This is a genomic window from Pseudomonas fluorescens HK44, from assembly GCF_000217955.3.
GTDB lineage: Bacteria > Pseudomonadota > Gammaproteobacteria > Pseudomonadales > Pseudomonadaceae > Aquipseudomonas > Aquipseudomonas fluorescens_AQ.
In genome coordinates, this window is sequence record NZ_AFOY02000019.1 from 208,934 (window position 1) to 230,190 (window position 21,257).

24 protein-coding genes and 1 pseudogene are annotated in these 21,257 nt (G+C 60.0%); 14 read left to right on the forward strand and 11 right to left on the reverse strand.

All coding sequences use genetic code 11. The features are described from left to right. Positions 1-166 precede the first annotated feature (166 nt). Both HK44_RS23430 and sutA read left to right on the forward strand, forming a co-directional pair. Complete coding sequence (locus tag HK44_RS23430; RefSeq protein ID WP_019694243.1) at positions 167-592, forward strand: secondary thiamine-phosphate synthase enzyme YjbQ; 426 nt, start codon at positions 167-169, stop codon at positions 590-592. 102 nt (positions 593-694) lie between these two features. Continuing rightward, complete coding sequence (sutA, locus tag HK44_RS23435; protein ID WP_019694242.1) at positions 695-1,021, forward strand: transcriptional regulator SutA; 327 nt, start codon at positions 695-697, stop codon at positions 1,019-1,021. Between the two features lie 178 nt (positions 1,022-1,199). Here sutA and HK44_RS23440 read toward each other — a convergent pair whose 3' ends face one another. Genes HK44_RS23440 through lptM form a run of 6 tightly spaced genes read right to left on the reverse strand, consistent with a single transcriptional unit; the run spans position 1,200 to position 5,807 of the window. Further along, the gene (locus HK44_RS23440; RefSeq protein WP_019694241.1) at positions 1,200-1,904 is read right to left on the reverse strand and encodes an HAD family hydrolase; all 705 of its coding nucleotides are present in this window, start codon (positions 1,902-1,904) and stop codon (positions 1,200-1,202) included. Next, entirely contained in the window at positions 1,901-2,800 is a 900-nt protein-coding gene (gene xerC / locus HK44_RS23445) for a tyrosine recombinase XerC (protein ID WP_019694240.1), read from the reverse strand. Before xerC ends, HK44_RS23440 begins: the two co-directional genes overlap by 4 nt. A 2-nt stretch (positions 2,801-2,802) precedes the next feature. Then, entirely contained in the window at positions 2,803-3,528 is a 726-nt protein-coding gene (locus HK44_RS23450) for a DUF484 family protein (protein WP_019694239.1), read from the reverse strand. 13 nt (positions 3,529-3,541) lie between these two features. Beyond that, on the reverse strand, positions 3,542-4,372 hold the full coding sequence (gene dapF / locus HK44_RS23455; protein WP_019694238.1) for a diaminopimelate epimerase: 831 nt from the start codon (positions 4,370-4,372) through the stop codon (positions 3,542-3,544). Between the two features lie 4 nt (positions 4,373-4,376). Beyond that, positions 4,377-5,624, reverse strand: coding sequence for a diaminopimelate decarboxylase (lysA, locus tag HK44_RS23460; RefSeq protein ID WP_019694237.1), 1,248 nt, complete (start codon positions 5,622-5,624; stop codon positions 4,377-4,379). Between the two features lie 9 nt (positions 5,625-5,633). Continuing rightward, on the reverse strand, positions 5,634-5,807 hold the full coding sequence (gene lptM / locus HK44_RS23465; protein ID WP_019694236.1) for an LPS translocon maturation chaperone LptM: 174 nt from the start codon (positions 5,805-5,807) through the stop codon (positions 5,634-5,636). Positions 5,808-6,045: 238 nt separating this feature from the next. On the opposite strand from lptM, the gene cyaY reads away from it, so the two are divergent. The 3 genes from cyaY (at position 6,046) to rnk (ending at position 7,306) form a co-directional block, all read left to right on the forward strand. After that, complete coding sequence (gene cyaY / locus HK44_RS23470) at positions 6,046-6,378, forward strand: iron donor protein CyaY (RefSeq protein ID WP_019694235.1); 333 nt, start codon at positions 6,046-6,048, stop codon at positions 6,376-6,378. A 4-nt stretch (positions 6,379-6,382) separates the two neighbouring features. Continuing rightward, a complete protein-coding gene (locus HK44_RS23475) occupies positions 6,383-6,601 on the forward strand; it encodes a DUF1289 domain-containing protein (RefSeq protein ID WP_024265146.1) in 219 nt (72 codons plus the stop codon). 294 nt (positions 6,602-6,895) lie between these two features. Next, positions 6,896-7,306, forward strand: a complete 411-nt coding sequence (rnk, locus tag HK44_RS23480) for a nucleoside diphosphate kinase regulator (protein ID WP_019694232.1) — start codon at positions 6,896-6,898, stop codon at positions 7,304-7,306. Between the two features lie 6 nt (positions 7,307-7,312). On the opposite strand, the gene HK44_RS23485 is transcribed toward rnk, so the two are convergent. The 3 genes from HK44_RS23485 to HK44_RS23495 form a co-directional block, all read right to left on the reverse strand. Further along, the gene (locus tag HK44_RS23485) at positions 7,313-10,162 is read right to left on the reverse strand and encodes a class I adenylate cyclase (protein WP_019694231.1); all 2,850 of its coding nucleotides are present in this window, start codon (positions 10,160-10,162) and stop codon (positions 7,313-7,315) included. A 184-nt stretch (positions 10,163-10,346) separates the two neighbouring features. Then, positions 10,347-10,592, reverse strand: a complete 246-nt coding sequence (locus HK44_RS23490; protein ID WP_019694230.1) for a TIGR02647 family protein — start codon at positions 10,590-10,592, stop codon at positions 10,347-10,349. A 287-nt stretch (positions 10,593-10,879) separates the two neighbouring features. Next, positions 10,880-11,164, reverse strand: a complete 285-nt coding sequence (locus HK44_RS23495; RefSeq protein WP_019694229.1) for a hypothetical protein — start codon at positions 11,162-11,164, stop codon at positions 10,880-10,882. Between the two features lie 126 nt (positions 11,165-11,290). Between HK44_RS23495 and HK44_RS23500 the strand changes: the two genes are divergently transcribed. Further along, a complete protein-coding gene (locus HK44_RS23500; RefSeq protein ID WP_019694228.1) occupies positions 11,291-11,950 on the forward strand; it encodes a glutathione S-transferase family protein in 660 nt (219 codons plus the stop codon). A gap of 112 nt (positions 11,951-12,062) precedes the next feature. Here the strand turns inward: HK44_RS23500 and argH are convergent, their stop codons facing one another. Next, positions 12,063-13,457: an argininosuccinate lyase gene (gene argH, locus HK44_RS23505; RefSeq protein WP_019694227.1), complete on the reverse strand. Its 1,395-nt coding sequence runs from the start codon at positions 13,455-13,457 to the stop codon at positions 12,063-12,065. A gap of 255 nt (positions 13,458-13,712) precedes the next feature. Here argH and HK44_RS30700 point away from each other — a divergent pair. The 8 genes and pseudogenes from HK44_RS30700 to HK44_RS23540 form a co-directional block, all read left to right on the forward strand. Further along, positions 13,713-13,961 (forward strand): annotated as a pseudogene (locus tag HK44_RS30700) (sensor histidine kinase); the annotation flags it as partial. Continuing rightward, positions 13,958-14,701: a LytR/AlgR family response regulator transcription factor gene (locus HK44_RS23510; protein ID WP_019694226.1), complete on the forward strand. Its 744-nt coding sequence runs from the start codon at positions 13,958-13,960 to the stop codon at positions 14,699-14,701. The pseudogene HK44_RS30700 and the gene HK44_RS23510, both read left to right, overlap by 4 nt. Before the next feature lie 138 nt (positions 14,702-14,839). Beyond that, positions 14,840-15,781, forward strand: coding sequence for a hydroxymethylbilane synthase (gene hemC, locus HK44_RS23515; protein ID WP_019694225.1), 942 nt, complete (start codon positions 14,840-14,842; stop codon positions 15,779-15,781). Then, complete coding sequence (locus tag HK44_RS23520) at positions 15,778-16,542, forward strand: uroporphyrinogen-III synthase (RefSeq protein ID WP_019694224.1); 765 nt, start codon at positions 15,778-15,780, stop codon at positions 16,540-16,542. Before hemC ends, HK44_RS23520 begins: the two co-directional genes overlap by 4 nt. A gap of 16 nt (positions 16,543-16,558) precedes the next feature. Continuing rightward, positions 16,559-17,683, forward strand: a complete 1,125-nt coding sequence (locus tag HK44_RS23525) for a uroporphyrinogen-III C-methyltransferase (RefSeq protein ID WP_019694223.1) — start codon at positions 16,559-16,561, stop codon at positions 17,681-17,683. Further along, the gene (locus HK44_RS23530) at positions 17,680-18,918 is read left to right on the forward strand and encodes a heme biosynthesis protein HemY (protein ID WP_019694222.1); all 1,239 of its coding nucleotides are present in this window, start codon (positions 17,680-17,682) and stop codon (positions 18,916-18,918) included. Before HK44_RS23525 ends, HK44_RS23530 begins: the two co-directional genes overlap by 4 nt. A gap of 230 nt (positions 18,919-19,148) precedes the next feature. Next, on the forward strand, positions 19,149-19,700 hold the full coding sequence (locus HK44_RS23535; RefSeq protein WP_019694221.1) for a disulfide bond formation protein B: 552 nt from the start codon (positions 19,149-19,151) through the stop codon (positions 19,698-19,700). 175 nt (positions 19,701-19,875) lie between these two features. After that, positions 19,876-20,334, forward strand: a complete 459-nt coding sequence (locus HK44_RS23540) for an Rsd/AlgQ family anti-sigma factor (RefSeq protein WP_019694219.1) — start codon at positions 19,876-19,878, stop codon at positions 20,332-20,334. A 69-nt stretch (positions 20,335-20,403) separates the two neighbouring features. Here the strand turns inward: HK44_RS23540 and HK44_RS23545 are convergent, their stop codons facing one another. Next, positions 20,404-21,069 carry an FKBP-type peptidyl-prolyl cis-trans isomerase gene (locus HK44_RS23545; protein WP_019694218.1) on the reverse strand — a complete coding sequence of 222 codons (666 nt, stop codon included), beginning with the start codon at positions 21,067-21,069 and terminating at the stop codon, positions 20,404-20,406. Between the last annotated feature and the right edge of the window lie 188 nt (positions 21,070-21,257).

Below are 21,257 nucleotides of genomic sequence, written 5' to 3' on the forward strand. Positions count from 1 at the left end.
GATTTTGTCTCTGAAAGTACGGCTGAAAGGTTTTTTCGTACACGTTTACTGGTGTTTGTGACGGGCGTTTTTCTGCGGCCAATGGCTTACATGATTGAAGGAATATTAGGGCCTTTGTTTTTTCCCAGAGCGCGCTAGAATGCGCCCCGAACGTGCGGAGAACTGTATGTGGCAACAGACTCTGATAACCCTGCGGGCACGGCCCCGGGGCTTTCATCTGGTAACGGACGAGTTACTCGCCGGCCTGCCTGAACTCCAGGCATGTCGGGTCGGTCTGTTGCATTTGTGGCTGCAGCACACCTCGGCGTCGTTGACCATCAACGAGAACGCCGATCCGGCGGTACGTCGCGACTTCGAACGGTTTTTCAATCGGCTGATCCCACAAGGAACAGCTGGCTATGAGCATAACGACGAAGGCCTGGACGACCTCCCGGCGCACTTCAAGGCCAGTTTGCTAGGCTGTCAGTTGAGTCTGCCGATAAGGGCAGGCCGATTGGCGTTAGGTAGCTGGCAAGGTGTCTATCTGGGTGAGCACCGCGATCATGGCGGTGCTCGCAAAGTCCTCGCCACCGTGCACGGTGAAGAGGCATAAGCCGCTGGTTACCAGTGGATGTTGATTTTTTTCCAGCGGTCGTCGACAGACGACAAAGCTGGGCTATAACTAATCTGCTTTTCGCAAGTCATGAGGTAGAACATGAGCGACGATGATCTGGAAAACGACGACCTCGAAGTAGGCGACGAAGACGAGACCGAAGAAGGCCTGGAAGCAGCGGCGGAAGACGTTGCTGACGACGATGGCGGTGATGACACGCCGGTCCCGACCGCCAAAGGCAAGGCCAAGGCTGCGGTGTCGGTAGACGAGCTGCCGAGTGTCGAGGCCAAGAACAAAGAGCGTGATGCTCTGGCGCGCGCGATGGAAGAGTTCCTTGCTAAAGGCGGCAAGGTTCAGGAAGTCGAGGCCAATGTGGTGGCGGATCCGCCAAAGAAGCCTGATAACAAGTACGGCAGCCGGCCTATCTAAGCGCCTGCTACGTGCTTGCTGAAAAAGCCCGCCGTCGCTGCGGGCTTTTTCATGGGTGAAACAAAAGAGGCCGAAAAGCATCGCGGGCAAGCCTTGCTCCTACAGACTTGCGTCGTTCGAGCAGGTGACGACAATCCCGTAGGAGCAAGGCTTGCCCGCGATGACAATCTTGAGGACGCTACGAAGCTGAATTCCACCGCGCCAACAACGCCGGCAACTCGGTCAAACTGCGAATCTCGGCATCGGGCGCCTTGTCGGCTTCCCAGGCTTTACCGGCCGGGTTGAACCAGATCGCCCGCAACCCCGCCTGCTGAGCGCCGGCAATGTCATCGCCCGGATGATCGCCGATATGCACTGCGGCCTTTGCCGTTACATCGCCGCGTTTCAAGGCTTCGTGGAACAGTCGGGCATCGGGTTTGGCGATGCCGATATCCTCTGCGCACAAGATGAACTTGAAGTAGTCCGCCAGCCCTAGCCGGCGCACATCCGCGTTGCCGTTGGTGACCACGCCCAAGGCGTAGTGATTGGCCAGAATTTCCAGCGTCGGTTGCACCTCGGGGAAGATTTCCAGCTGATGCCGTGCATGCAAAAACACTTCGAAGCCCTGATCGGCCAACTCGCTGGCCTGCTCATGGGCGTAACCGGCTTCTTCCAGTGCGTGAAACAGTACCCGGCGGCGCAGGGCACTGATGCGGTGCTTGAGGCTTGGTTCGTGGCTCAATACCCGTTCACGAATCGCCCACAAATGATCGACCGGCAGGGCGCCGAGGTTCGGCGTGTGCTCGGCCAGCCACTGGCGCAGCACTGCTTCAGCGCTGACGATCACCGGGGCGGTGTCCCACAGGGTGTCGTCGAGGTCGAAGGTGATCAGTTGGATTGTCATTGCTCATCGCCTTTGATGCGTTTGGCCCGTGGATGGGCGCTGTCGTAGACCGTGGCCAGGTGCTGGAAGTCCAGGTGGGTGTAGATCTGCGTGGTTTTGATGTCTGCGTGGCCGAGCAATTCCTGCACCGCGCGCAAGTCTTGCGAGGACTCCAGCAAGTGGCTGGCGAAGGAGTGTCGCAACATGTGCGGGTGCAGGTTTTGCCCCAGTTCGCGCTCGCCGACGGCTTTGACCCGCGCCTGAACGGCCCGTGAGCCGAGGCGTCGGCCTTTCTGGTTGACGAATACCGCATCGTCCACCGGGTTCGCCATGGCGCGCAGCGGCAACCACAATTCGAGGGCTTCGCGGGCCTTCTTGCCAACAGGCAGCACCCGGGTCTTGCTGCCCTTGCCGAGTACTTGCACCAGGCCGTCCGCCAGGTCCAGCTGTTCAAGGTTGAGTCCGGTCAGCTCCGACAGGCGTAAACCGGACGAGTAAAACAGCTCAAGAATCGCCTGGTCGCGGCGAGCCATGAAGTCGTCTTCCACAGCGCCGTCAAGCAGTTGCAGCGCACGGTCGGTGTCGAGGGTTTTCGGCAGGCGGCGCTCGCCCTTGGGGGGCGCCAGGCCGTTGGCCGGGTCGTGGTCGCAGAGGTCTTCGCGGTTCAGGTAGTGATAGAGCCCGCGTACCGCCGACAGCAGCCGCGCCAGGCTGCGCGAGGATTGTCCTTGCGAGTGCAGGCGGGCGATCAGGCTGCGCAGGCGTTGGATGTCCAGCGCGGTCCAGCTGCCGATATCGTTTTTTTTGCAGTGTGCCAGGACCTTGTTCAGGTCGCGCCGATAGGCTTCCAGCGTGTGAGGCGACACCTGACGCTCACTGCGCAGGTGCTCGCAGTAGGCGTCCAGTTGTCGTTCCATGGTCAGCGTACCGAGCGTAGCGAAGTGTTGACCCGAGGCAATACGCGGCCCATGACTTCAGCGATGTAGCTGAGGAACAACGTGCCCACCGAGCTTTTGTAATGCTGCGGATCACGACTGGCAATGGCGAGGACACCGTGCAGGCCTTGATGGCTGATGGTGACCAGCGCCGTGGAACCGATCTGCTTGCGCTGTTCTTCACCAAACAGGAAGTCCAGCTCGTGTTCGCGCAGGCTGCCGCTGACGCTTTTGCCTTCCGACAACAAGCCGCCGATGGCCTTTTGCGCGTCGGCACTGGTCACCCAGCGGCCGACCGGCAAGGGCTCGTCGCTGAACAGGATCAGGCTGACAAAGGGCACCTGGAAATCCTGGCGCAGGCTGTCTTCGACGCTGATGACCACGTCGTCCAGGCTGCTGGCGTCCATCAAGGCGAGCGTCAGTCGGCGGGTTTTGTCGAACAGCCGGTCGTTGTCGCGGGCGACGTCCATCAGTTGCGAGAGGCGATGGCGCATCTCGATGTTGCGTTCGCGCAGAATTTTCATCTGGCGTTCGACCAACGAGATGGTGTCGCCGCGCTGGTGCGGAATGCGCAGCGCCGGGAGCAGTTCTTCGTGCTCGACGAAGAAATCCGGATGAGCCTCCAGGTACGCGGCAATCGCCGCCGCCTCCAGGCTTTCGGAAGGGGATTCGTCGGGCTGTGGGGCTGGAACCTGAGGCTGATCAGTCATGTATTTCGCTCACTCAAAGACGCACTTGTCCTTCGTATACGCGTACTGCCGGGCCGGTCATCATCACCGGATGGCCAGGACCTGCCCATTCAATGGACAAGCGCCCGCCAGGCAGGTCGATCAATAGTGGCGAATCCATCCACCCCTGGCTGATCGCGGCCACTGCGGCAGCGCAGGCCCCGGTCCCGCAGGCCTGGGTTTCCCCGGTGCCACGCTCCCAGACGCGCAACTGCGCACGGCTCCGGTCGATGACCTGGAGAAAACCGACATTGACCCGCGCCGGGAAGCGCGGGTGGTTTTCGATTTTCGGTCCCAGCTCATGCACCGGCGCGTTGTTGATGTCACTGACCCGCACTACGGCGTGGGGGTTGCCCATGGAGACCGCGGCCAGTTCGACGGTCTGGCCGTCAACCTCGACCTGATAACTCAAGGCCTGAGTGGACGCCTGAAACGGAATCTCTGCCGGCACCAGGCGCGGTGCGCCCATGTTGACGCTGATCTGGCCGTCGTTGCGGATATCCAGTTCGATAATGCCGCTTTTGGTCTCAACGCGAATCTGCCGCTTGGCGGTCAGGCGCTTGTCCAGAACGAAGCGTGCGAAGCAGCGCGCACCATTACCGCATTGCTCGACCTCGGAACCGTCGGCGTTGAAGATCCGGTAACGGAAATCCACGTCCGGGTTGCTCGGCGCTTCGACGATCAGCAACTGGTCGAAACCGACACCGGTGTGCCGGTCGCCCCATTGCTTGGCATGTTTAGGCAGAATGTGCGCGTGCTGGCTGACCAGGTCGAGGACCATGAAATCGTTGCCCAGGCCATGCATCTTGGTAAAACGCAGCAGCATGGGTTTACTCCGGCAGCAGGCTTTCGCCAGCAAACAACTCGGCTACCGTCTCGCGGCGACGCACTTCAATTGCCTGATCACCGTCCACCAGCACTTCAGCGGCGCGGCCGCGAGTGTTGTAGTTGGAGCTCATGACAAACCCGTACGCACCGGCCGAATGCACGGCCAGCAAGTCGCCTTCTTCGAGTGCCAACTGACGGTCCTTGGCGAGGAAGTCGCCGGTTTCGCAGATTGGCCCGACGATGTCGTAGGCGCGTGCCGGAGTTGCGCGCGGGCGCACGGCCGTGACGTCCATCCAGGCCTGATACAGCGCAGGGCGGATCAGGTCGTTCATGGCCGCGTCGACGATGGCGAAGTCTTTGTGTTCGGTGTGCTTGAGGTACTCGACCTCAGTCAGCAGCACGCCGGCGTTGGCGACGATGAAGCGGCCCGGCTCGAACACCAGCGCCAGGTCGCGACCATCAATGCGCTCGCGTACGGCTTTGATGTAGTCGGCAGCCAATGGCGGCTCTTCATCGCGATAACGCACGCCCAATCCACCGCCGAGGTCGATGTGGCGCAGGTAGATTCCGCAATCGCTCAGGCGATCGATCAGCGCCAGCAGGCGGTCGAGGGCATCGATGAAGGGCGGCAGGGTGGTCAGTTGCGAACCGATGTGGCAATCGACACCGACCACTTCCAGGTTAGGCAGTTGGGCAGCACGGACGTACACGTCTTCGGCGTCGGCAATGGCGATGCCGAACTTGTTTTCTTTGAGACCGGTAGAAATGTACGGGTGGGTGCCGGCATCGACGTCGGGGTTGACCCGCAGCGAGATCGGCGCGCGAACACCGAGTTCGGCCGCGACGACTTGCAGGCGTTCGAGCTCGTCGGTGGATTCCACGTTGAAGCAGTGCACGCCGACTTCCAGGGCGCGACGCATGTCTTCACGGGTCTTGCCGACGCCCGAGAAAACGATCTTGTCGGGCTGGCCACCAGCGGCCAGAACACGTTCCAGTTCACCACGGGAGACGATGTCGAAACCGGCGCCCAAACGCGCCAGGACATTCAGTACACCCAGGTTGGAGTTGGCCTTGACCGCAAAGCAGACCAGGTGCGGCGTACCGGCCAGCGCATCGGCGTACGCCAGGTACTGGGCTTCGATGTGCGCGCGGGAGTAGACGTAAGTCGGTGTGCCAAAGCGTTCGGCGATGGCGGACAGGGCAACACCTTCCGCGAACAGCTCACCGTCACGGTAGTTAAAAGCGTCCATGATGTTCCCTTAGTAAGTGCTGGTACTGGTGCTGTGCTGGTGTGCTTTGGACTGCGACGACTTCGCCTGTTCTTCAGGGGATTTGCTGTCATCGGGCAGATACAGCGGACCTTTTTGACCACAGGCAGTGACAAGGCAGGCAACCGCGACGAGCGCAGCAAGGGAAGAGATCAGGCGCTTCATGGCGAAATCCTTGAAAATGCGTTAATTGCGCCGGAGTATACCGGCCACCCGGCAGCTTGCCTATGCGACGGACCACCCGTCCGGCGGGCCTTTGCCCGGGCAAGCGATCAAGCGGCGCAAGGCGTACAGATATTTTCTACTCTTGTCGGATGCTTGGTCGGTATCCTTTGCAATCGCTGGGGCTCGGCCGTATCTTGCGGCGCTTGAGCGTGAGTAGACACTTTTTGAGGTTCCCGCAATGAGTTTGACTGAAGCCCGTTTCCACGATCTGGTCGATGCCACCCAGCAAACGCTGGAGGATATTTTCGATGAGAGTGGCCTGGATGTTGACCTGGAAAGCTCGGCCGGTGTGCTCACCGTCAAGTTCGAAAGCGGCAGTCAGTTGATCTTCAGTCGCCAGGAACCGCTGCGTCAGTTGTGGCTGGCGGCAGTCTCCGGCGGCTTCCACTTCGACTATGACGAAGAAAGCGAGCGCTGGATGTGTGACAAGAGCGAAGAGCAGCTCGGCGAGATGCTTGAGCGCATTGTTGGCGAGCAGGCCGGCGCCAAGCTTGATTTCGAAGGGCTGTGATCCGGTGAGCGAGGCAGCGCCCACCCGCCCGCCAAAGCCGCTGTACAGCAACGTCAGCGCGGCGGTGCCGTCGCCGTGCACCAGTGTTTGTCGGCTGGACGAGCAGAAAGTCTGCCTGGGCTGTTTTCGCCACGTCGAAGATATCCGCGAATGGCGCTCGGCGGACGATGATCGACGCCGGGTGATTTGCGCCCAGGCGGCTCAGCGCAAAGCTCAGGTCTGACAACAACACAAGACTCAGGTTTGACAACAAATTGTGGCGAGGGGGCTTGCCCCCGTTCGGCTGCGAAGCAGTCGTAAAGCTTTTTGGGGCCGCTTCGTACCCCAGCGGGAGCAAGCTCCCTCGCCACAAGGTTCCCCGGCAAGTCTGAAGTACCCTGTCTATGGCTGGCTTGTATATTTTTTGAGCTGTGATAGTGTCCGGATACGCCTCAACTCATCGAGGCCCGTGAAAACCCCGCCTATTTCTGGCGGGGTTTTGCTTTTGTCGTGCAGAAAAAAGGAGTCTGCCTTAATCATGACCGCACCTTCCATCATCCTTACCCGTCTGGACGTGCAACGTCTGGAGCGTTTGATCGGCAGCCTGGATGACTCGCTGCCAGGTGTTATCGCGCTGCAAACCGAACTGGATCGCGCCGATACGCTGGTCGGTCACGATGAAGTGCCTGCCGATGTCGTGACCATGAACTCGCGTGTGCATTGCCGTGAAGAAAGCAGCGGTAAGGACTATCACCTGACCCTGGTTTACCCACAGGACGCCAATGCCGACGAAGGCCGGATTTCCATTCTCGCGCCGGTAGGCAGCGCATTGCTCGGTTTGAAGGTTGGTCAGCACATCGACTGGCCGGCACCGGGTGGCAAGACCTTGAAGCTGACCCTGCTTGAGGTTGAGTCGCAGCCAAAGAATGGCGGTGACTGCAAGTTCTAAGACGCCTCAGGCCTGTTCGAGCGCCTTGTTCAATGCGCGCTCCAGGTCTGCCTTGTAGCGCAGATAAAGATTGCTGGAACTCTGACCATCACCGAGCAGACCGGACAGGTCCAGGTCGGTGATGTAGCAGCGATAGTGTTGCGCCTCGCGACGCTGCCCGACGATCTCCTGAGCGACCATGGCAAATAGCTGGTCGCCATGTTCCAGCTCGGAAAACTCTCGCTGATTGCAATACAAGGTGACCTGGCCTTGCCCCGGTACGGCTTTGCCGACGATTGCCTGGACGTCGTAGAACGGCTTGTTCACCGGTGTCTGCGCCGCCGGTCGCGGCTCGACCCGGCGGGCCCGGCTGGTGCCCGATGGCTGCAGTTGGTAGTACAGGGTTTCCAGCACCGTCACCGGTTGGGCAGCGTCCATCGGCAACAGCGCGTCACGGCGATACAGGATCGATTGCAGGAAACGTTGCAGTGGTACCAGCAGGCTTTGCTCGTCGTGATACGGCTGGGGCTGTTGCCACAGGGCATTGAATTCATCCAGCACGTACAACTCGGCGTGGGCATCGTTGATGCGGTAAAACACCTGAATGCAGTCGGGCTGGCCCATCGGCAGGATCAGCGCCAGGTCGTGATCCGCCAGCGCCATCGGGTCCAGTTGCAGCGGGCTGTAACGGGTCAGGTCCTGGTTCAGGTAATCGAGCAGTGCCGGCAGGCTGGCCAGCGCGACATGATTGACCTGGCCGGGCACCAGTTCCAGTACGTGGTAATGCTGCTGGACCTGGATCAGGTAGCGATGATTGAGTTTGCTGAGCAGCAGGTTCTGCGCGGTGTCGAGGACTTCTTCGACACGCTGGGCGATGAACTGCGCACGGTTATGGCAGAAGCAGCGCACACGCAATCGGGGTTGCCGGGGGCCGCGCGGCAGGTTGTTGAGGTAATCGCGCAGGCAATCGAGCAGGGCATGGGCACCGTCGTAGCGGCTGACCAGCACTTCGTTCCAGCTGTTGAGCGTGACCTGATCGAGGGTCAGCACCAGATTCTCGCGCACCCCGGCGTAGCTCAGCGAGTCAGTGCGCTCGGTGGTCATCAGGATGTTCAGGTCGCGGTGGTGCTTGAGCGGGTCGACGCCCACGTTCACCAGAATCAGCACCTCGCTCGGCACGCTGGCGTGCAGCAGTTGTTCTTCGCTGACGCTGGTCAGGGGCAGCGCGATAGTCTGTTGCAGGCTGCCCAGCAGATTGAACAGCTCGAACTCGCTCAGGTCGCTGCTGCCGGGGTGTAAGGCCAGGCGGGTGCTGCTGTCGATCACGCCGTTGCGGTGGCACCAGGTCAGGAGTTCCAGCAGTTCGCGGCTGCACTTGATCGGCGCGAAATGTTCCCATTCCTGCGCACCCAGGTTGCCGTTGTACAAACCCCAGTGGGTCTGTCCGGGTTCTTTCTTGTTCACTGACTGGACCAGGGTCAGTGTGTCTTCGGCCAGGTCTGGCGCGATCCCGGGGTTGATGAACTCGACCTTGTCGGCCTTGCGTTCGAAGGCGGCATACAGCCTGCGTCCCAGTACATTGAGGTCGCGCTTGTTGATCAGGCTGACGCTCTGTTCGGTGCGGGCGAACTGGGTCAGGAAGCGGTAGCTGTAGTTGAGTTCATTCACCAGGGCCCGGCGTTCGGCGCTGACCTGACGGACCTTCCATTGGCTGCGGCTGTCGAGCATTGCCAATTGCCGCTGATCCCAGCCCCATTCTTCAGCCAGCCGCTCGAGCAGCAGGCGCTGCCAGCTTTTGCTGCGCTGGCCGCTGTTGCCGGTCAGCTTGCGATTGACCTTGAGGTACAAGGCGCGTCGGACCAGCTCCAACCGTTCCGGCTCACCTCGGGCCGTGAGGTATTCCTCAATGCGCCGGTAGACCACGATGTATGGGTCGAGCTCATCCAGATCGAGGCGGTTGGCGAACACGGCTTGCTTGAAACGCAGGCTCAGGCATTTTACGTTCGGGTGTTCGCTGGCGTAGACCTCGGTCAGCAGTAGTTTGAGCACCGATTTGTAGGGTGACTCGATACCTTTGAACAACTGCCAGAGCCCGGCCCCGATGAATTCGCCAGGCGGAATCTGCGCCAGGTGGCCGAGATCGAGGGTTTCGTCGGCGCGGATAAAGCGTTTGGACAGCAATGTATGGGTGTACTGGTCGTAGCCGGCCTCTTCGTACACCGGCACCAGCCACCAGATCGGCGTGCGCCCCGCGAGCCAGATGGCGGTGCGATAGAACTCATCGAGCAGCAAGTAATGCTGGGTGGTGCCACAGTCGTCGGAGCTCAATTGAGTGTCGCGTTCGCCGCGGACGAAACGTTGCGGGTCGATTAGAAAGAAATGCGCCTCGGCGCCCTGGCTGGCGGCCCAGGTTTCAAGTAATTGGCACTTTTTACGCAGTTCGGCGAGTTCGCTTTCGCTCAGGTCCGGGGCATGGCAAACCCATACGTCCATATCGCTTTGATCGGTCTGGGCGAGCGTGCCGAGGCTGCCCATCAGGAACAAACCCTGAATCGGCCGCGGCGGATTGCCGTGTCGGGGCTTGTAGGAAAAGGAGCGGGTCAGGCGTTGCGCTTCGGCGAGCGCCGTGGCGTCAGGTTCGAAATTCGACAGCCCGGCTGGTGTGCTGCCCGAGACGTAACCTGGCAACAACGGGTGATTGACGTGGAAGAACAGCGGCAGCAGGGTCAAAACCCCTTGCTGGCGGGGTGACAACCCTTCCATGGCACGGGCCAGCCGGCCGTCATTGAGCTTCAGAAAGCGCGCACGCAACTGGCTGAGAACCTTGCGATCGATTCCTTCGTCCAGATCAGGGCGGATTTCATGGGTGCGGGTCATGTCAGCTCAAACCGGCTCGCAGTGCTCGAACGTGGGAAGGTCTCAGGGCGACGGGCAGTTTACAGCCTGATGCTCAGGACTTTTAAGCTGAATTTTTGTTTCTGGCGTCAAATTTCTATCGGTTGGCGACAGTCTGCCCGCGGAAATCCCATAGCAGGGGTTCCCGTGGGCGATACGGCAGCGATTATGCGGTTTCTTGGACAGACAAAATGGTCAGAACGGTCTGAATATTCTGTGCAGCGTCACGGCCCAGGCTGGTCAGATAACCGCCATCGGGCTGGGTGATCAACTCTTTGTCGAACAGGCGTTGTGCGGCGGCAATGGCTTTCGGGGCAGCGGTCTGATGGATTTTCAAACCCTCCTGGGAACTGTCCAGGTTGAAGAGTGCAAGGATTTCCAGTTCGGCAACCAGCTCAGGGGTAAGCGACATAAGGACTCCAGACTTTCTAGGAATAGACGACAGCGCCCCTAAGGTGAACGCACTCGGGCGGCATGTCCAGTGTTGGCTTAGAGCTTTTCGTTGCAGGCAGTTGAACGAGCTTGCAGGCGCAGTACCCGTGGCGAGGGAGCTTGCTCCCGTTGGGCAGCGAAGCGGCCCTAAACCCTGCAACCACATTTTGCCAGTTGCACCGTATCCAGCGGTTTTGCGATTGCTGCGCAATCGAGCGGGAGCAAGCTCCCTCGCCACAATGAGAGCCGTGCCCGCGCGATAGGGGTTTAGTTCTTTTCTGGCGGCAACTCTGGCAGTGCGCGCAACGCGGCTTCATACCACTCGGTATTGAACGCGCGGTCTTCTTCGAGGAGTGCGTCAATTTCAACGGCCAGAACGTGGGCCATCAATTGCAGGATTTCTTCACGCTCGTAACCGACCAGAGTCAGTTTGTTGAACGTCGCCTTGGCTGCTGGTGGGTTGTCGCTTTCGATCTGGTTTTCGATGGCTTCGATCAGGGTGGTTTCGGCGAATTCTTCTTCGTCGTTGTCGATATCGCTAGGCTCGCTCATGGCAGGCTCCAAAAGGAAAGGTCGCCAGTTTACCTGCATTCAGCCGTGTGATGCTGCTGGCGAGAGCTGCCCCGACGTTCTATAACAGTGGCTGCCAACCCCCCTGCACGGCCTGGAGGCTATGTGATGCTCAAGCTTTATGGATTTTCCGTCAGCAACTACTACAACATGGTCAAACATGCGTTGCTGGAGAAGGGCCTGCCCTTTGAGGAAGTAGCGTTTTACGCCGGTCAAAGCCCTGAGGCGCTGGCTATCAGTCCGCGCGGCAAGGTTCCGGTGTTGGGTGTCGAACAAGGGTTCGTCAACGAGACCAGCGTGATTCTTCAGTACCTCGAAGACACACAATCGGGGCCAGCGCTGCTGCCCAAAACACCGTTCGAGCGGGCCCAGGTTCTGGCGCTGGCCAAGGAAATCGAGCTGTACATCGAACTGCCGGCTCGCGCCTGTTTCCCTGAGGCCTTTTTCGGCATGACGGTGCCGGAAGCGATCAAGGAAAAAGCCAAGACCGAGCTGCTGCTGGGATTTGCGGCGCTGGGACGTCACGGCAAGTTTGCGCCGTATGTGGCGGGCGCGACCTTGAGCGTGGCGGATCTGTACTTCCTGTACAGCGTCAGCATCGCCTGCGCTGTCGGCAAAAAGCTCTTCGATCTGGATTTGCTGGCCGAGTTGCCAGCCGCCAAGGCATTGCTTGAGCAATTGGAGCAGACACCGCATGCCAAACGCATTGCGGCAGACAAGGAAGCGGCGATGCCAGGGTTTTTGGCGATGATCGCTTCCAGGAAGTAAGTCTTGTAGTGATCTGAAGTCAGCCATCGTGAGCAGGCTCGCTCCCACAGGGTTTGGCGTGTTCAACACGATCCAGTGTGGGAGCGAGCCTGCTCGCGATGCTTTTGCTTGCTTAGCGGCTGGCGAGCAACGCCTGGCCGCGAACCACGGCGGCTTTCACCTGCGCCGGCGCTGTACCGCCGATGTGGTTACGGGCATTCACCGAGCCTTCCAGGGTCAGAACGGCAAACACATCCTGTTCGATCTGGTCGCTGAACTTGCGCAGTTCTTCCAGGCTCATCTCTGCCAGATCCTTGCCGCTTTCCACGCCGTACTTCACGGCGTGACCGACGATTTCGTGGCAGTCACGGAACGGTAGGCCGCGGCGCACCAGGTAGTCAGCCAGGTCGGTAGCCGTGGAGAATCCGCGCAGCGCCGCTTCACGCATGATGGCGTGCTTTGGCTTGATCGCCGGGATCATGTCGGCAAAGGCCCGTAGCGAGTCGCGTAAGGTGTCGGCGGCGTCGAACAGCGGCTCCTTGTCTTCCTGATTGTCCTTGTTGTAGGCCAATGGCTGGCCTTTCATCAACGTCAGCAGGCCCATTAGCGCGCCAAACACCCGGCCGCTTTTACCGCGTACCAGTTCCGGGACGTCGGGGTTTTTCTTTTGCGGCATGATCGAGCTGCCGGTGCAGAAACGATCAGGCAGATCGATGAACTGGAATTGCGCGCTGGTCCACAGCACCAGCTCTTCGGAGAAGCGCGACAGGTGCATCATCGCGATGCTCGCCGCCGAGCAGAACTCGATGGCGAAGTCGCGATCCGAAACGTTGTCCAGCGAGTTGCCGCCAACAGCGTCGAAACCCAGCAGTTGGGCAGTCAGCTCGCGGTCGATCGGGTAGGTGGTGCCGGCCAGTGCGGCGCTGCCGAGCGGCATGCGGTTGGTGCGCTTGCGGCAATCGACCAGGCGCTCGTAGTCGCGGCTGAGCATTTCGAACCAGGCCAGCATGTGATGACCGAATGTCACGGGTTGTGCGGTTTGCAGGTGAGTGAAACCGGGCATGATGGTGCCGGATTCGCGCTCTGCCTGTTCCAGCAGACCTTTTTGCAGGCGGGTGATTTCGCCCAGGATCAGGTCGATCTCGTCACGCAGCCACAGGCGGATATCGGTTGCCACCTGGTCGTTACGGCTGCGGCCGGTGTGCAGCTTCTTGCCGGTGACGCCGATGCGGTCGGTCAGGCGCGCCTCGATGTTCATGTGCACGTCTTCGAGGTCGATGCGCCAGTCGAAGGTGCCGGCCTCGATTTCGCCCTGGATGGTCTTCAGGCCGTCGATGATGCTGTCGCGCTCGGCATCGGTCAGCACGCCGACCTTGGCCAGCATGGTGGCGTGGGCGACGGAGCCCATGATGTCGTGACGATAGAGGCGCTGGTCGAAAGTGACGGAGGCGGTGAAGCGGGCGACGAAGGCGTCGACGGGTTCACTGAAGCGGCCGCCCCAGGACTGATTGGTCTTGTCAGTGCTCATGAATTCGCTCGTGATCGGCTGAAGGAAATTGGCGTTAAAACCTGCGGTGGATAATAACAGGGTTGCCAATCCTGTCGGTGACACTGGTCGCTACGTTTTTTTCTTATATGACCGACCATACTCAATTGAGTCGCTGCCGCGTTTACGCAACGATATTTGTCAAATGGGCACTGTCGTCGCGGCAAACGTCTACAGTTGGACGTGAGGGTCAGCGCAATTGTCGATCATGTGCCGAGCCTCATCGCAGTGTGCAACGTCAGTGTCGAAGCCGACTATTAAGAGAAGAGGGGGGTGTTCATATTGTGTAGCAACAATCCCTACGGTGACGCCACGTCGCGGCTGGCTTCGAATGGAACTGCGCAGGCACCGATAAATATTGCAACCCGACGTACGGCACTTTTTGGCGCTCGCGCTAGTCTTAGCGTGGATCGCGGTGACGGACGTCACTTCACCTGTCTACGCTATCCTTGTGCGAGACTCACGCAGGAATCCAGCGCAATATGAATGTCCTGATCGTTGATGACGAACCCCAAGCCCGCGAGCGCCTGAGCCGTATGGTCGGCGAACTCGAGGGTTACAGTGTCCTGGAGCCCAGCGCCACCAATGGCGATGAGGCATTGACCCTGATCGACAGCCTGAAGCCCGATATCGTGCTGCTCGACATCCGCATGCCTGGCCTCGACGGTTTGCAAGTCGCTGCAAGGTTGTGCGAACGCGAGACGCCACCGGCGGTGGTGTTTTGTACGGCCCAGGATGAATTCGCCGTGGACGCCCTGCAAGGCGCGGTGGGCTACCTGGTCAAGCCGGTGCGTTCGGAGCAGTTGCTCGAGGCCCTGAAAAAAGCCGAGCGCCCCAACCGCGTCCAACTCGCGGCGCTGACTCGGCCGGCGGCAGAAAGCGGCAGTGGCCCACGCAGCCATATCAGTGCGCGAACCCGCAAAGGCATCGAGTTGATCCCGTTGGCTCAAGTGGTCTATTTCATCGCCGACCACAAATACGTGACCTTGCGCCATGAAAGTGGCGAGGTTCTGCTGGACGAGCCGTTGAAAGCCCTCGAAGACGAATTTGGCGACCGGTTCGTACGTATTCACCGCAATGCACTGGTAGCCCGAGAGCGTATCGAACGGCTGCAGCGCACGCCACTCGGGCATTTCCAGCTGTTTCTCAAAGGCCTCAACGGCGATGCGCTGATTGTCAGCCGACGTCATGTCGCGGGTGTGCGCAAGATGATGCAACAGCTTTAGCCCGCCGTTCGCGCACGGATTTCACTCTCCTTTACCGGACAGGTGAGGCCAGGGAGGCTGCGCTGTTTCTGATACAAGTCAAAGCGGATTTGCCTGAGCTGTTATTATCCGCTGTATCTATTCAGTACGGATTGATCCATGTCCCCTCGCGAAATACGCATCGCTACCCGCAAAAGCGCCTTGGCCTTGTGGCAGGCCGAATACGTCAAAGCTCGTCTGGAACAAGCCCACCCGGGTCTGGTCGTGACGCTGGTGCCTATGGTCAGTCGCGGCGACAAGCTGCTCGATTCGCCGCTGTCGAAAATCGGCGGCAAGGGCCTGTTCGTCAAAGAGCTGGAAACCGCGCTGCTCGAAAACGAAGCCGACATTGCCGTGCATTCGATGAAAGACGTGCCGATGGACTTCCCCGAAGGCCTCGGTCTGTTTTGCATCTGCGAACGCGAAGACCCGCGTGACGCCTTTGTTTCCAACACCTATGCAAGCCTCGACGAGTTGCCTCAGGGCAGCGTGGTCGGCACCTCCAGCCTGCGTCGCCAGGCACAACTGCTGACCCGTCGCCCGGACCTGCAAATCCGCTTTCTGCGCGGCAACGTCAACACTCGGCTGGCCAAGCTCGATGCCGGTGAGTACGACGCAATCATCCTCGCGGCAGCCGGTTTGATTCGCCTGGGTTTTGAAGATCGCATCAGCTCATCGATCAGTGTCGATGACAGTCTTCCAGCAGGTGGCCAGGGTGCAGTCGGTATCGAATGCCGTAGCGCCGACAATGACATTCATGCCCTGCTTGCCCCTCTGCATCACCAGGACACCGCCACGCGGGTCACTGCCGAACGTGCGCTGAACAAGCATTTGAACGGCGGCTGTCAGGTGCCGATCGCTTGCTATGCAGTGCTCGAAGGCGAGCAGATCTGGCTGCGCGGTCTGGTGGGCGATCCGAAGGGGGGGCTGCTCCTCCGTGCCGAGGCTCGTGCACCACGCAGCGAAGCCGCAGCCTTGGGTGTGCAAGTTGCCGAAGACCTTCTTGGCCAGGGCGCCAACGACATTTTGAAGTCGGTCTATGGCGAGGCAGGTCACGAGTGACGGGGTGGCGCCTGCTGTTGACGCGTCCCGCGGATGATTCGGCGATGCTGACCGATATTCTTGCCGAAAAGGGGATTTTCAGCAGCAGCTTGCCGCTTTTGGAGATAGAGCCGACTCCTGTCTCTGAGACAATGCGCAAGGTGATTCAAGGTATGGATCGCTATTGCGCGGTCATCGTGGTCAGCAAGCCGGCCGCCCGAATCGGTGTGGATCTGGTCGAACGGTACTGGCCGCAATCACTGTGCTTGAAATGGTTCAGCGTGGGTGCGGCGACTGCGCAGATCCTCCAGGATCATGGGTTGGACGTCAGCTTCCCAGTGGCGGGCGATGACAGCGAAGCATTGCTTGAACTGACTCCGTTGCGCGAGGCTATCGCCCGGCCCGATGCTCGCGTGTTGATCATGCGCGGCGAGGGTGGACGTGAACTGCTCGCAGAGCGTTTGCGCGAGCAAGGTGCTAGTGTCGATTATCTGGAGTTGTACCGTCGCGGCTTGCCGCGGTATGCCGAGGGGGCATTGCCTGAGCGGATTCAAGCTGAACGCTTGAACGGCGTAGTGGTCAGCAGTGGGCAGGGATTTGAGCACCTGCGCCAGTTGGCGGGCAGGGCTTGGCCTGAGTTGGCGCGGTTGCCTTTGTTTGTTCCAAGCCCTCGGGTAGCCGAGATGGCGCTGGCAGCAGGCGCCCAAACAGTTGTGGATTGTCGTGGCGCCAGTGCCACGGCTTTGCTAACGGCGTTGCGGGAAACCCGGCCCGTTCTCTAATGCAAAGGATGGATACGTGAGCGAAACAGCCTTGCCTAAAGATGACGTCCAGCCAACGCTCGATGCGTCGGTTGAATCTGTAAAGAGCCCTGAGCCGCGCCGTGGCAACGGGTTGGTGATCCTGGCGATGTTGCTGGGCGCCGCGGGGGTTGCCGCTGGCGGTTGGGGGGTCTGGCAGGTGCGTAGCCTGCAAGCCAACACTCAGCAACAGCTGGGGCAATTGCAGGCCCTGAACGATCAGGCGCAAAGCCTCAAGCTCAATGAGCAGCGCCTGACGACCCGTCTTGAGCAATTACCGCCTGCCGATGAACTGGAAGACCGGCGACGCCTGGTGATCCAGTTGCAGGGCGACCAGCAGCGCTTGAATCAGCGTCTGGAAACGGTTCTGGGCGCCAGCCGCAAGGATTGGCGTTTGGCCGAGGCCGAGCACCTGCTGCGTCTGGCCAGCTTGCGCCTGTCTGCCTTGCAGGACATCAGCAGCGCTCAGGCACTGGTGCAAGGTGCGGATGAAATCCTTCGCGAGCAGAATGATCCGGGCTCTTTCGCCGCCCGCGAGCAGATTGCGAAAAGTCTTGCTGCGCTGCGCAGTACCGAGCAACCGGATCGCACCGGGTTGTTCCTGCAACTGGGTGCCTTGCGTGATCAGGTGGCTGAACTCAGCGAACTCGCCCCGGAGTTTCATGAGCGCGATTCGCTGTCGGCCCTGACCTCCGATGGCGATGGTGCCAGTCGCTGGGCGCAATGGTGGGATCAGATTTCGCGCTACATTCGCATCGACTTCAACGCCGATAAAAACATTCGTCCATTGCTCGCCGGGCAAAGCCTGACTCAGGTCCGTCTGGCGCTGAGCCTGGCGCTTGAGCAAGCGCAATGGGCTGCGCTCAACGGCCAGGCGCCGGTGTATACCCAGGCGCTGGCCGAAGCGCGGGATGTGCTCAAGGGCAGCTTCAATCAGGACAACCCGCAAAGCAAAGTGATGCTCGGACAGGTTGCCGAGTTGAGCAAGCAACCGGTAACGGTCATTACGCCTGACCTGGCAACCACTCTGAGCACGGTGCAGGCCTACCTGGAGCGGCGTAACGTCAGTGCCGAAGGCTCGGTGAAGCCTGCCGCGGGCACTACGCCGGTGACCGGCCCATGAAGCGACTTTATGTGATTATGTTTTTGCTCATCGCCGCTGCCGGTGGGTTGGGGCTGGCCATCGCCCAGCACTCGGGTTACGTGCTGATCGCCTACAAGACCTTCCGCTACGAATCGAGCCTGTGGGCGACCCTTGCACTGGTGGCAGTGATCTGGCTGGTGCTGTGGGGCATCAAGATGCTGATCGAGTTGGTGGCCACTTCCAGCGGAGTGGTCAATCCATGGTCGAATCGCAACCGCAGTCGTCGCGTACAAGTGGCAATCGAGCACGGTCAGCTGGATCTGGCTGAGGGGCGTTGGGCCAGCGCTCAGCGTCACTTGTATCGCGCCGCTGAAGCCGAACGCCAGCCGCTGCTCTACTACCTGGGGGCTGCACGAGCGGCGAATGAGCAGGGGCACTATGACGAAAGCGACAGCTTGCTGGAGCGTGCGCTGGAACGCCAGCCTCAGGCCGAGTTGGCGATTGCCTTGAGCCACGCGCAGTTGCAGACCGATCGTGGCGATACCGACGGTGCGCTGACAACCCTTCAGGCCATGCACGAGCGTCATCCGCACAGCGTTCAGGTCTTGCGTCAGTTGCAACGTTTGCATCAGCAGCGCGGCGACTGGTCAGCGGTTATTCGCCTGTTACCGCAATTGCGCAAGGACAAGGCGCTGCCGGCCAGCGAGCTGGCGGAACTGGAGCGTCGTGCCTGGGGTGAAAACCTCACCTTGGCAGCTCACCGGGAGGAAGACGGCACGGTCGGATTGCAGGCACTCGATCGCGCCTGGCAACAGCTGACGTCCGCTCAGCGCCAAGAACCGCAGTTGGTGCTTGCCTATGCCGATCAGTTGCGACAATTGGGGGCTGAGGTCGAGGCGGAAGAGGTTTTGCGCGGGGCGCTCAAGCGTAAATATGACAGCCATCTGGCGCGGCTATATGGCTTGCTGCGAGGCAGCGACCCGGCGCGGCAACTGCACACGGCCGAGGGTTGGTTGAAGGACCATCCTGGGGACCCAAGCTTGCTGCTGACCCTGGGACGGTTGTGTTTGCAAAGCAGCCTGTGGGGCAAGGCGCGGGACTATCTGGAAAGCAGTCTGCGGGTTCAGCGCAACCCTGAGGCGTGTGCCGAACTCGCCCGTCTGCTGGCTCAGTTGGGTGATACCGAGCGCAGCAATCAGCTCTTCCAGGAGGGCCTCGGCCTGCTGGACAAGCGCCTGCTGGCCGCGCCACTGCCGGTGCCTGCGCGCGCATAAGGTGCCGAATGGCCGGGTCGCCCCGCAGACGATCCGGTCGTTTGAAAATCGCGAAATCTCGCCTTGGCACACCAGTTGTAGGCAGCGTCTTACAATGGACTACATTTGGTCCTGTCCATTCTGTCGGGAATTCCCTACACCTTTGACGAAGTCTCCGCACTGCCTTGCCTTGAAAGGCCAGAGGGCTTTCCTCTACCGTAAACGCCTGTCTCTTCTGTTACGGATAAGCCATGTCTTTGGCCAGCACACGCTCCTTGTTTTTCATGGCTTTCATCGCGGGTGCCCTGGCCTTGGGCGCCTCGTACTATCTGGAATTCTCAGTCGGGCTCAAGCCATGCGGGCTGTGCCTGGTGCAGCGGCTTTTTCTGGCCCTGTTCACGACTGTCTGCCTGATTGCCGCGCTGCACGGGCCCAAGCGCCTGGCCTGTTTATTCTATTGGCTGCTCGGCCTGTTCAGCAGCCTGGCAGGAATGGTGGCGGCGTGGCGTCAGGTGGTATTGCAAAGCGATCCGGTTCAATACGTGTCGGGGTGCTCTTCGGACCTGGAAGTTCTGTTCACCAACATGCCCTGGCAGTGTGTTGTGAAACAGGTATTCAGCAGAGCGGCTGGTTGCACGGAAATTTCCTGGACGCTGCTCGACCTGAGTATTCCCGAATGGAGTCTGTTGTTTTTTGTCGGAGTGACGGTTCTCGGGGCTTATCAGATCGTGCGGCTGGTCTGGTACACCGATCAGCGACCGGTCAGCGGCGTGTCGTCGCACCGGGGCAGGGTGGATGATTAAACACTTGTATGAACTTTATCTCCTGCGTACCTTGAAGCTGTTGGCGTGCGGGCATAATCTGGCCCGCACGTATCATTGGAATTGTTGCTCGATGGTGCTCTGCCTGGCCAACTCTTGATCTTCAAGATCAGCGGCGAGTGCGAGCAGCATTACCCATAAGGGAAGAGAGATCACCATGCTCGAAAGTTGTCAGAATGCTCAGGAACGCTGGGGTGGAGTGCATCTGCTGATCGATCGTTGGTTGCAGGAGCGTCACGAACTGGTTCGAGCCTATGATGCTCTCGGCGCCAAGCCTGAAGCTCTGGGCGAAAACCGCAAGCCGTTGCAGGAGTTCTGTGGTGTCCTGGTCGACTACGTCTCTGCCGGCCACTTCGAAATCTACGAACAGCTGACGGGCGAAGCCAAGGCGTTCGGTGACGCACGCGGGCTTGAATTGGCTGAAACCATTTACCCGCGCATCGACGTGATCACCGAGAAGCTGCTGGCTTTCAATGATCTCTGCGATGAAGGCAAGTGCGTTGCAGAGAAATTCAAGGAGCTCGGAGGTCTGTTGCACGAGCGCTTCGAACTGGAAGATTGCCTGATCGAAGTACTGCACACGGCCCACAAGGAAGAAACTCCAGAGCAAGCCTGAGCTACTCCTTGATGTAAACGATCCCTGAAACGGTGCGCACTGCGCACCGTTTTTCGTTTGAGCGATTGCTCAGCCGGTCGCGCCGAGCAGTTCGATTTCAAACACCAGAGGCGTGAACGGTGCAATCAGGTCCCCCGCGCCATCGGCCCCGTAGGCTTGCGCGGATGGAATCACCAGGCGCCATTTCGCACCCACCGGCATCTGTTGCAACGCACTGCGCCAGCCACTGATCACGCTGTCGAGACTGAACCATTGCGCCTGGCTGTTCTGATCGAACACTGTGCCGTCGGGCAGCTTGCCAATGTAGCGAACCTGCACCTTGCCATTAGGCCCGGCCTTGGCACCGTTGCCCGCGACCAGTTCGGTCAGCAGGATGCCATCCGCCAGTTCGCGAACCCCGGGTTTTGCCTTCTCGGCCGTCAGGAAACGTTGCTCCTTGTCCAGGGCAACTTCGCTTTGCGGTACGGCGGGCTGCTCGGCCATTTGCGCTTCGTGCTCGGCCAGTATCTGCTCGATTTGCTGATCTTTCAGCGCCAGTGGCTTGCCTTGATAGGCTTGTTGCAAACCCTCCACCAGTGCCTGGATTTGCAGATCGGGAGCTTCCAGGCGCAGACGTTCACCCAAGCTGGCACCGAGGCTGTAGGCGAGATCATGGGCGTCAGTTTCCGTGGCTTTTTCTGCGGCTTGAGCCATTGAAAAAAACACGCACAAGGGTAAAAAAAGGTAACGCGACATGGGCACTCTCCAGCCTGAGATGCAGAGGATTATGCCAGTCAGAATGCCGTGACCGGTGAACTGCTTTTAAGTGCGTGCAGAACATTTTCAAATCGGTGCAACGCCCGGCAATCGATACTGTCAACATGCCCTAGCGGCGGTAGCAGCAGAGGTCTAGTATGAGCCGCAGTCACGTCAGCCAGGAGGTA

What these genes read in the sequence shown, in the direction of transcription:
- HK44_RS23430 (WP_019694243.1), top strand. Translation starts at nt 167, where the DNA reads ATGTGGCAACAGACTCTGATAACCCTGCGGGCACGGCCCCGGGGCTTT.
- sutA (WP_019694242.1), top strand. Translation starts at nt 695, where the DNA reads ATGAGCGACGATGATCTGGAAAACGACGACCTCGAAGTAGGCGACGAA.
- HK44_RS23440 (WP_019694241.1), bottom strand. Translation starts at nt 1,904, where the DNA reads ATGACAATCCAACTGATCACCTTCGACCTCGACGACACCCTGTGGGAC.
- xerC (WP_019694240.1), bottom strand. Translation starts at nt 2,800, where the DNA reads ATGGAACGACAACTGGACGCCTACTGCGAGCACCTGCGCAGTGAGCGT.
- HK44_RS23450 (WP_019694239.1), bottom strand. Translation starts at nt 3,528, where the DNA reads ATGACTGATCAGCCTCAGGTTCCAGCCCCACAGCCCGACGAATCCCCT.
- dapF (WP_019694238.1), bottom strand. Translation starts at nt 4,372, where the DNA reads ATGCTGCTGCGTTTTACCAAGATGCATGGCCTGGGCAACGATTTCATG.
- lysA (WP_019694237.1), bottom strand. Translation starts at nt 5,624, where the DNA reads ATGGACGCTTTTAACTACCGTGACGGTGAGCTGTTCGCGGAAGGTGTT.
- lptM (WP_019694236.1), bottom strand. Translation starts at nt 5,807, where the DNA reads ATGAAGCGCCTGATCTCTTCCCTTGCTGCGCTCGTCGCGGTTGCCTGC.
- cyaY (WP_019694235.1), top strand. Translation starts at nt 6,046, where the DNA reads ATGAGTTTGACTGAAGCCCGTTTCCACGATCTGGTCGATGCCACCCAG.
- rnk (WP_019694232.1), top strand. Translation starts at nt 6,896, where the DNA reads ATGACCGCACCTTCCATCATCCTTACCCGTCTGGACGTGCAACGTCTG.
- HK44_RS23485 (WP_019694231.1), bottom strand. Translation starts at nt 10,162, where the DNA reads ATGACCCGCACCCATGAAATCCGCCCTGATCTGGACGAAGGAATCGAT.
- HK44_RS23490 (WP_019694230.1), bottom strand. Translation starts at nt 10,592, where the DNA reads ATGTCGCTTACCCCTGAGCTGGTTGCCGAACTGGAAATCCTTGCACTC.
- HK44_RS23495 (WP_019694229.1), bottom strand. Translation starts at nt 11,164, where the DNA reads ATGAGCGAGCCTAGCGATATCGACAACGACGAAGAAGAATTCGCCGAA.
- HK44_RS23500 (WP_019694228.1), top strand. Translation starts at nt 11,291, where the DNA reads ATGCTCAAGCTTTATGGATTTTCCGTCAGCAACTACTACAACATGGTC.
- argH (WP_019694227.1), bottom strand. Translation starts at nt 13,457, where the DNA reads ATGAGCACTGACAAGACCAATCAGTCCTGGGGCGGCCGCTTCAGTGAA.
- HK44_RS23510 (WP_019694226.1), top strand. Translation starts at nt 13,958, where the DNA reads ATGAATGTCCTGATCGTTGATGACGAACCCCAAGCCCGCGAGCGCCTG.
- hemC (WP_019694225.1), top strand. Translation starts at nt 14,840, where the DNA reads ATGTCCCCTCGCGAAATACGCATCGCTACCCGCAAAAGCGCCTTGGCC.
- HK44_RS23530 (WP_019694222.1), top strand. Translation starts at nt 17,680, where the DNA reads ATGAAGCGACTTTATGTGATTATGTTTTTGCTCATCGCCGCTGCCGGT.
- HK44_RS23535 (WP_019694221.1), top strand. Translation starts at nt 19,149, where the DNA reads ATGTCTTTGGCCAGCACACGCTCCTTGTTTTTCATGGCTTTCATCGCG.
- HK44_RS23540 (WP_019694219.1), top strand. Translation starts at nt 19,876, where the DNA reads ATGCTCGAAAGTTGTCAGAATGCTCAGGAACGCTGGGGTGGAGTGCAT.
- HK44_RS23545 (WP_019694218.1), bottom strand. Translation starts at nt 21,069, where the DNA reads ATGTCGCGTTACCTTTTTTTACCCTTGTGCGTGTTTTTTTCAATGGCT.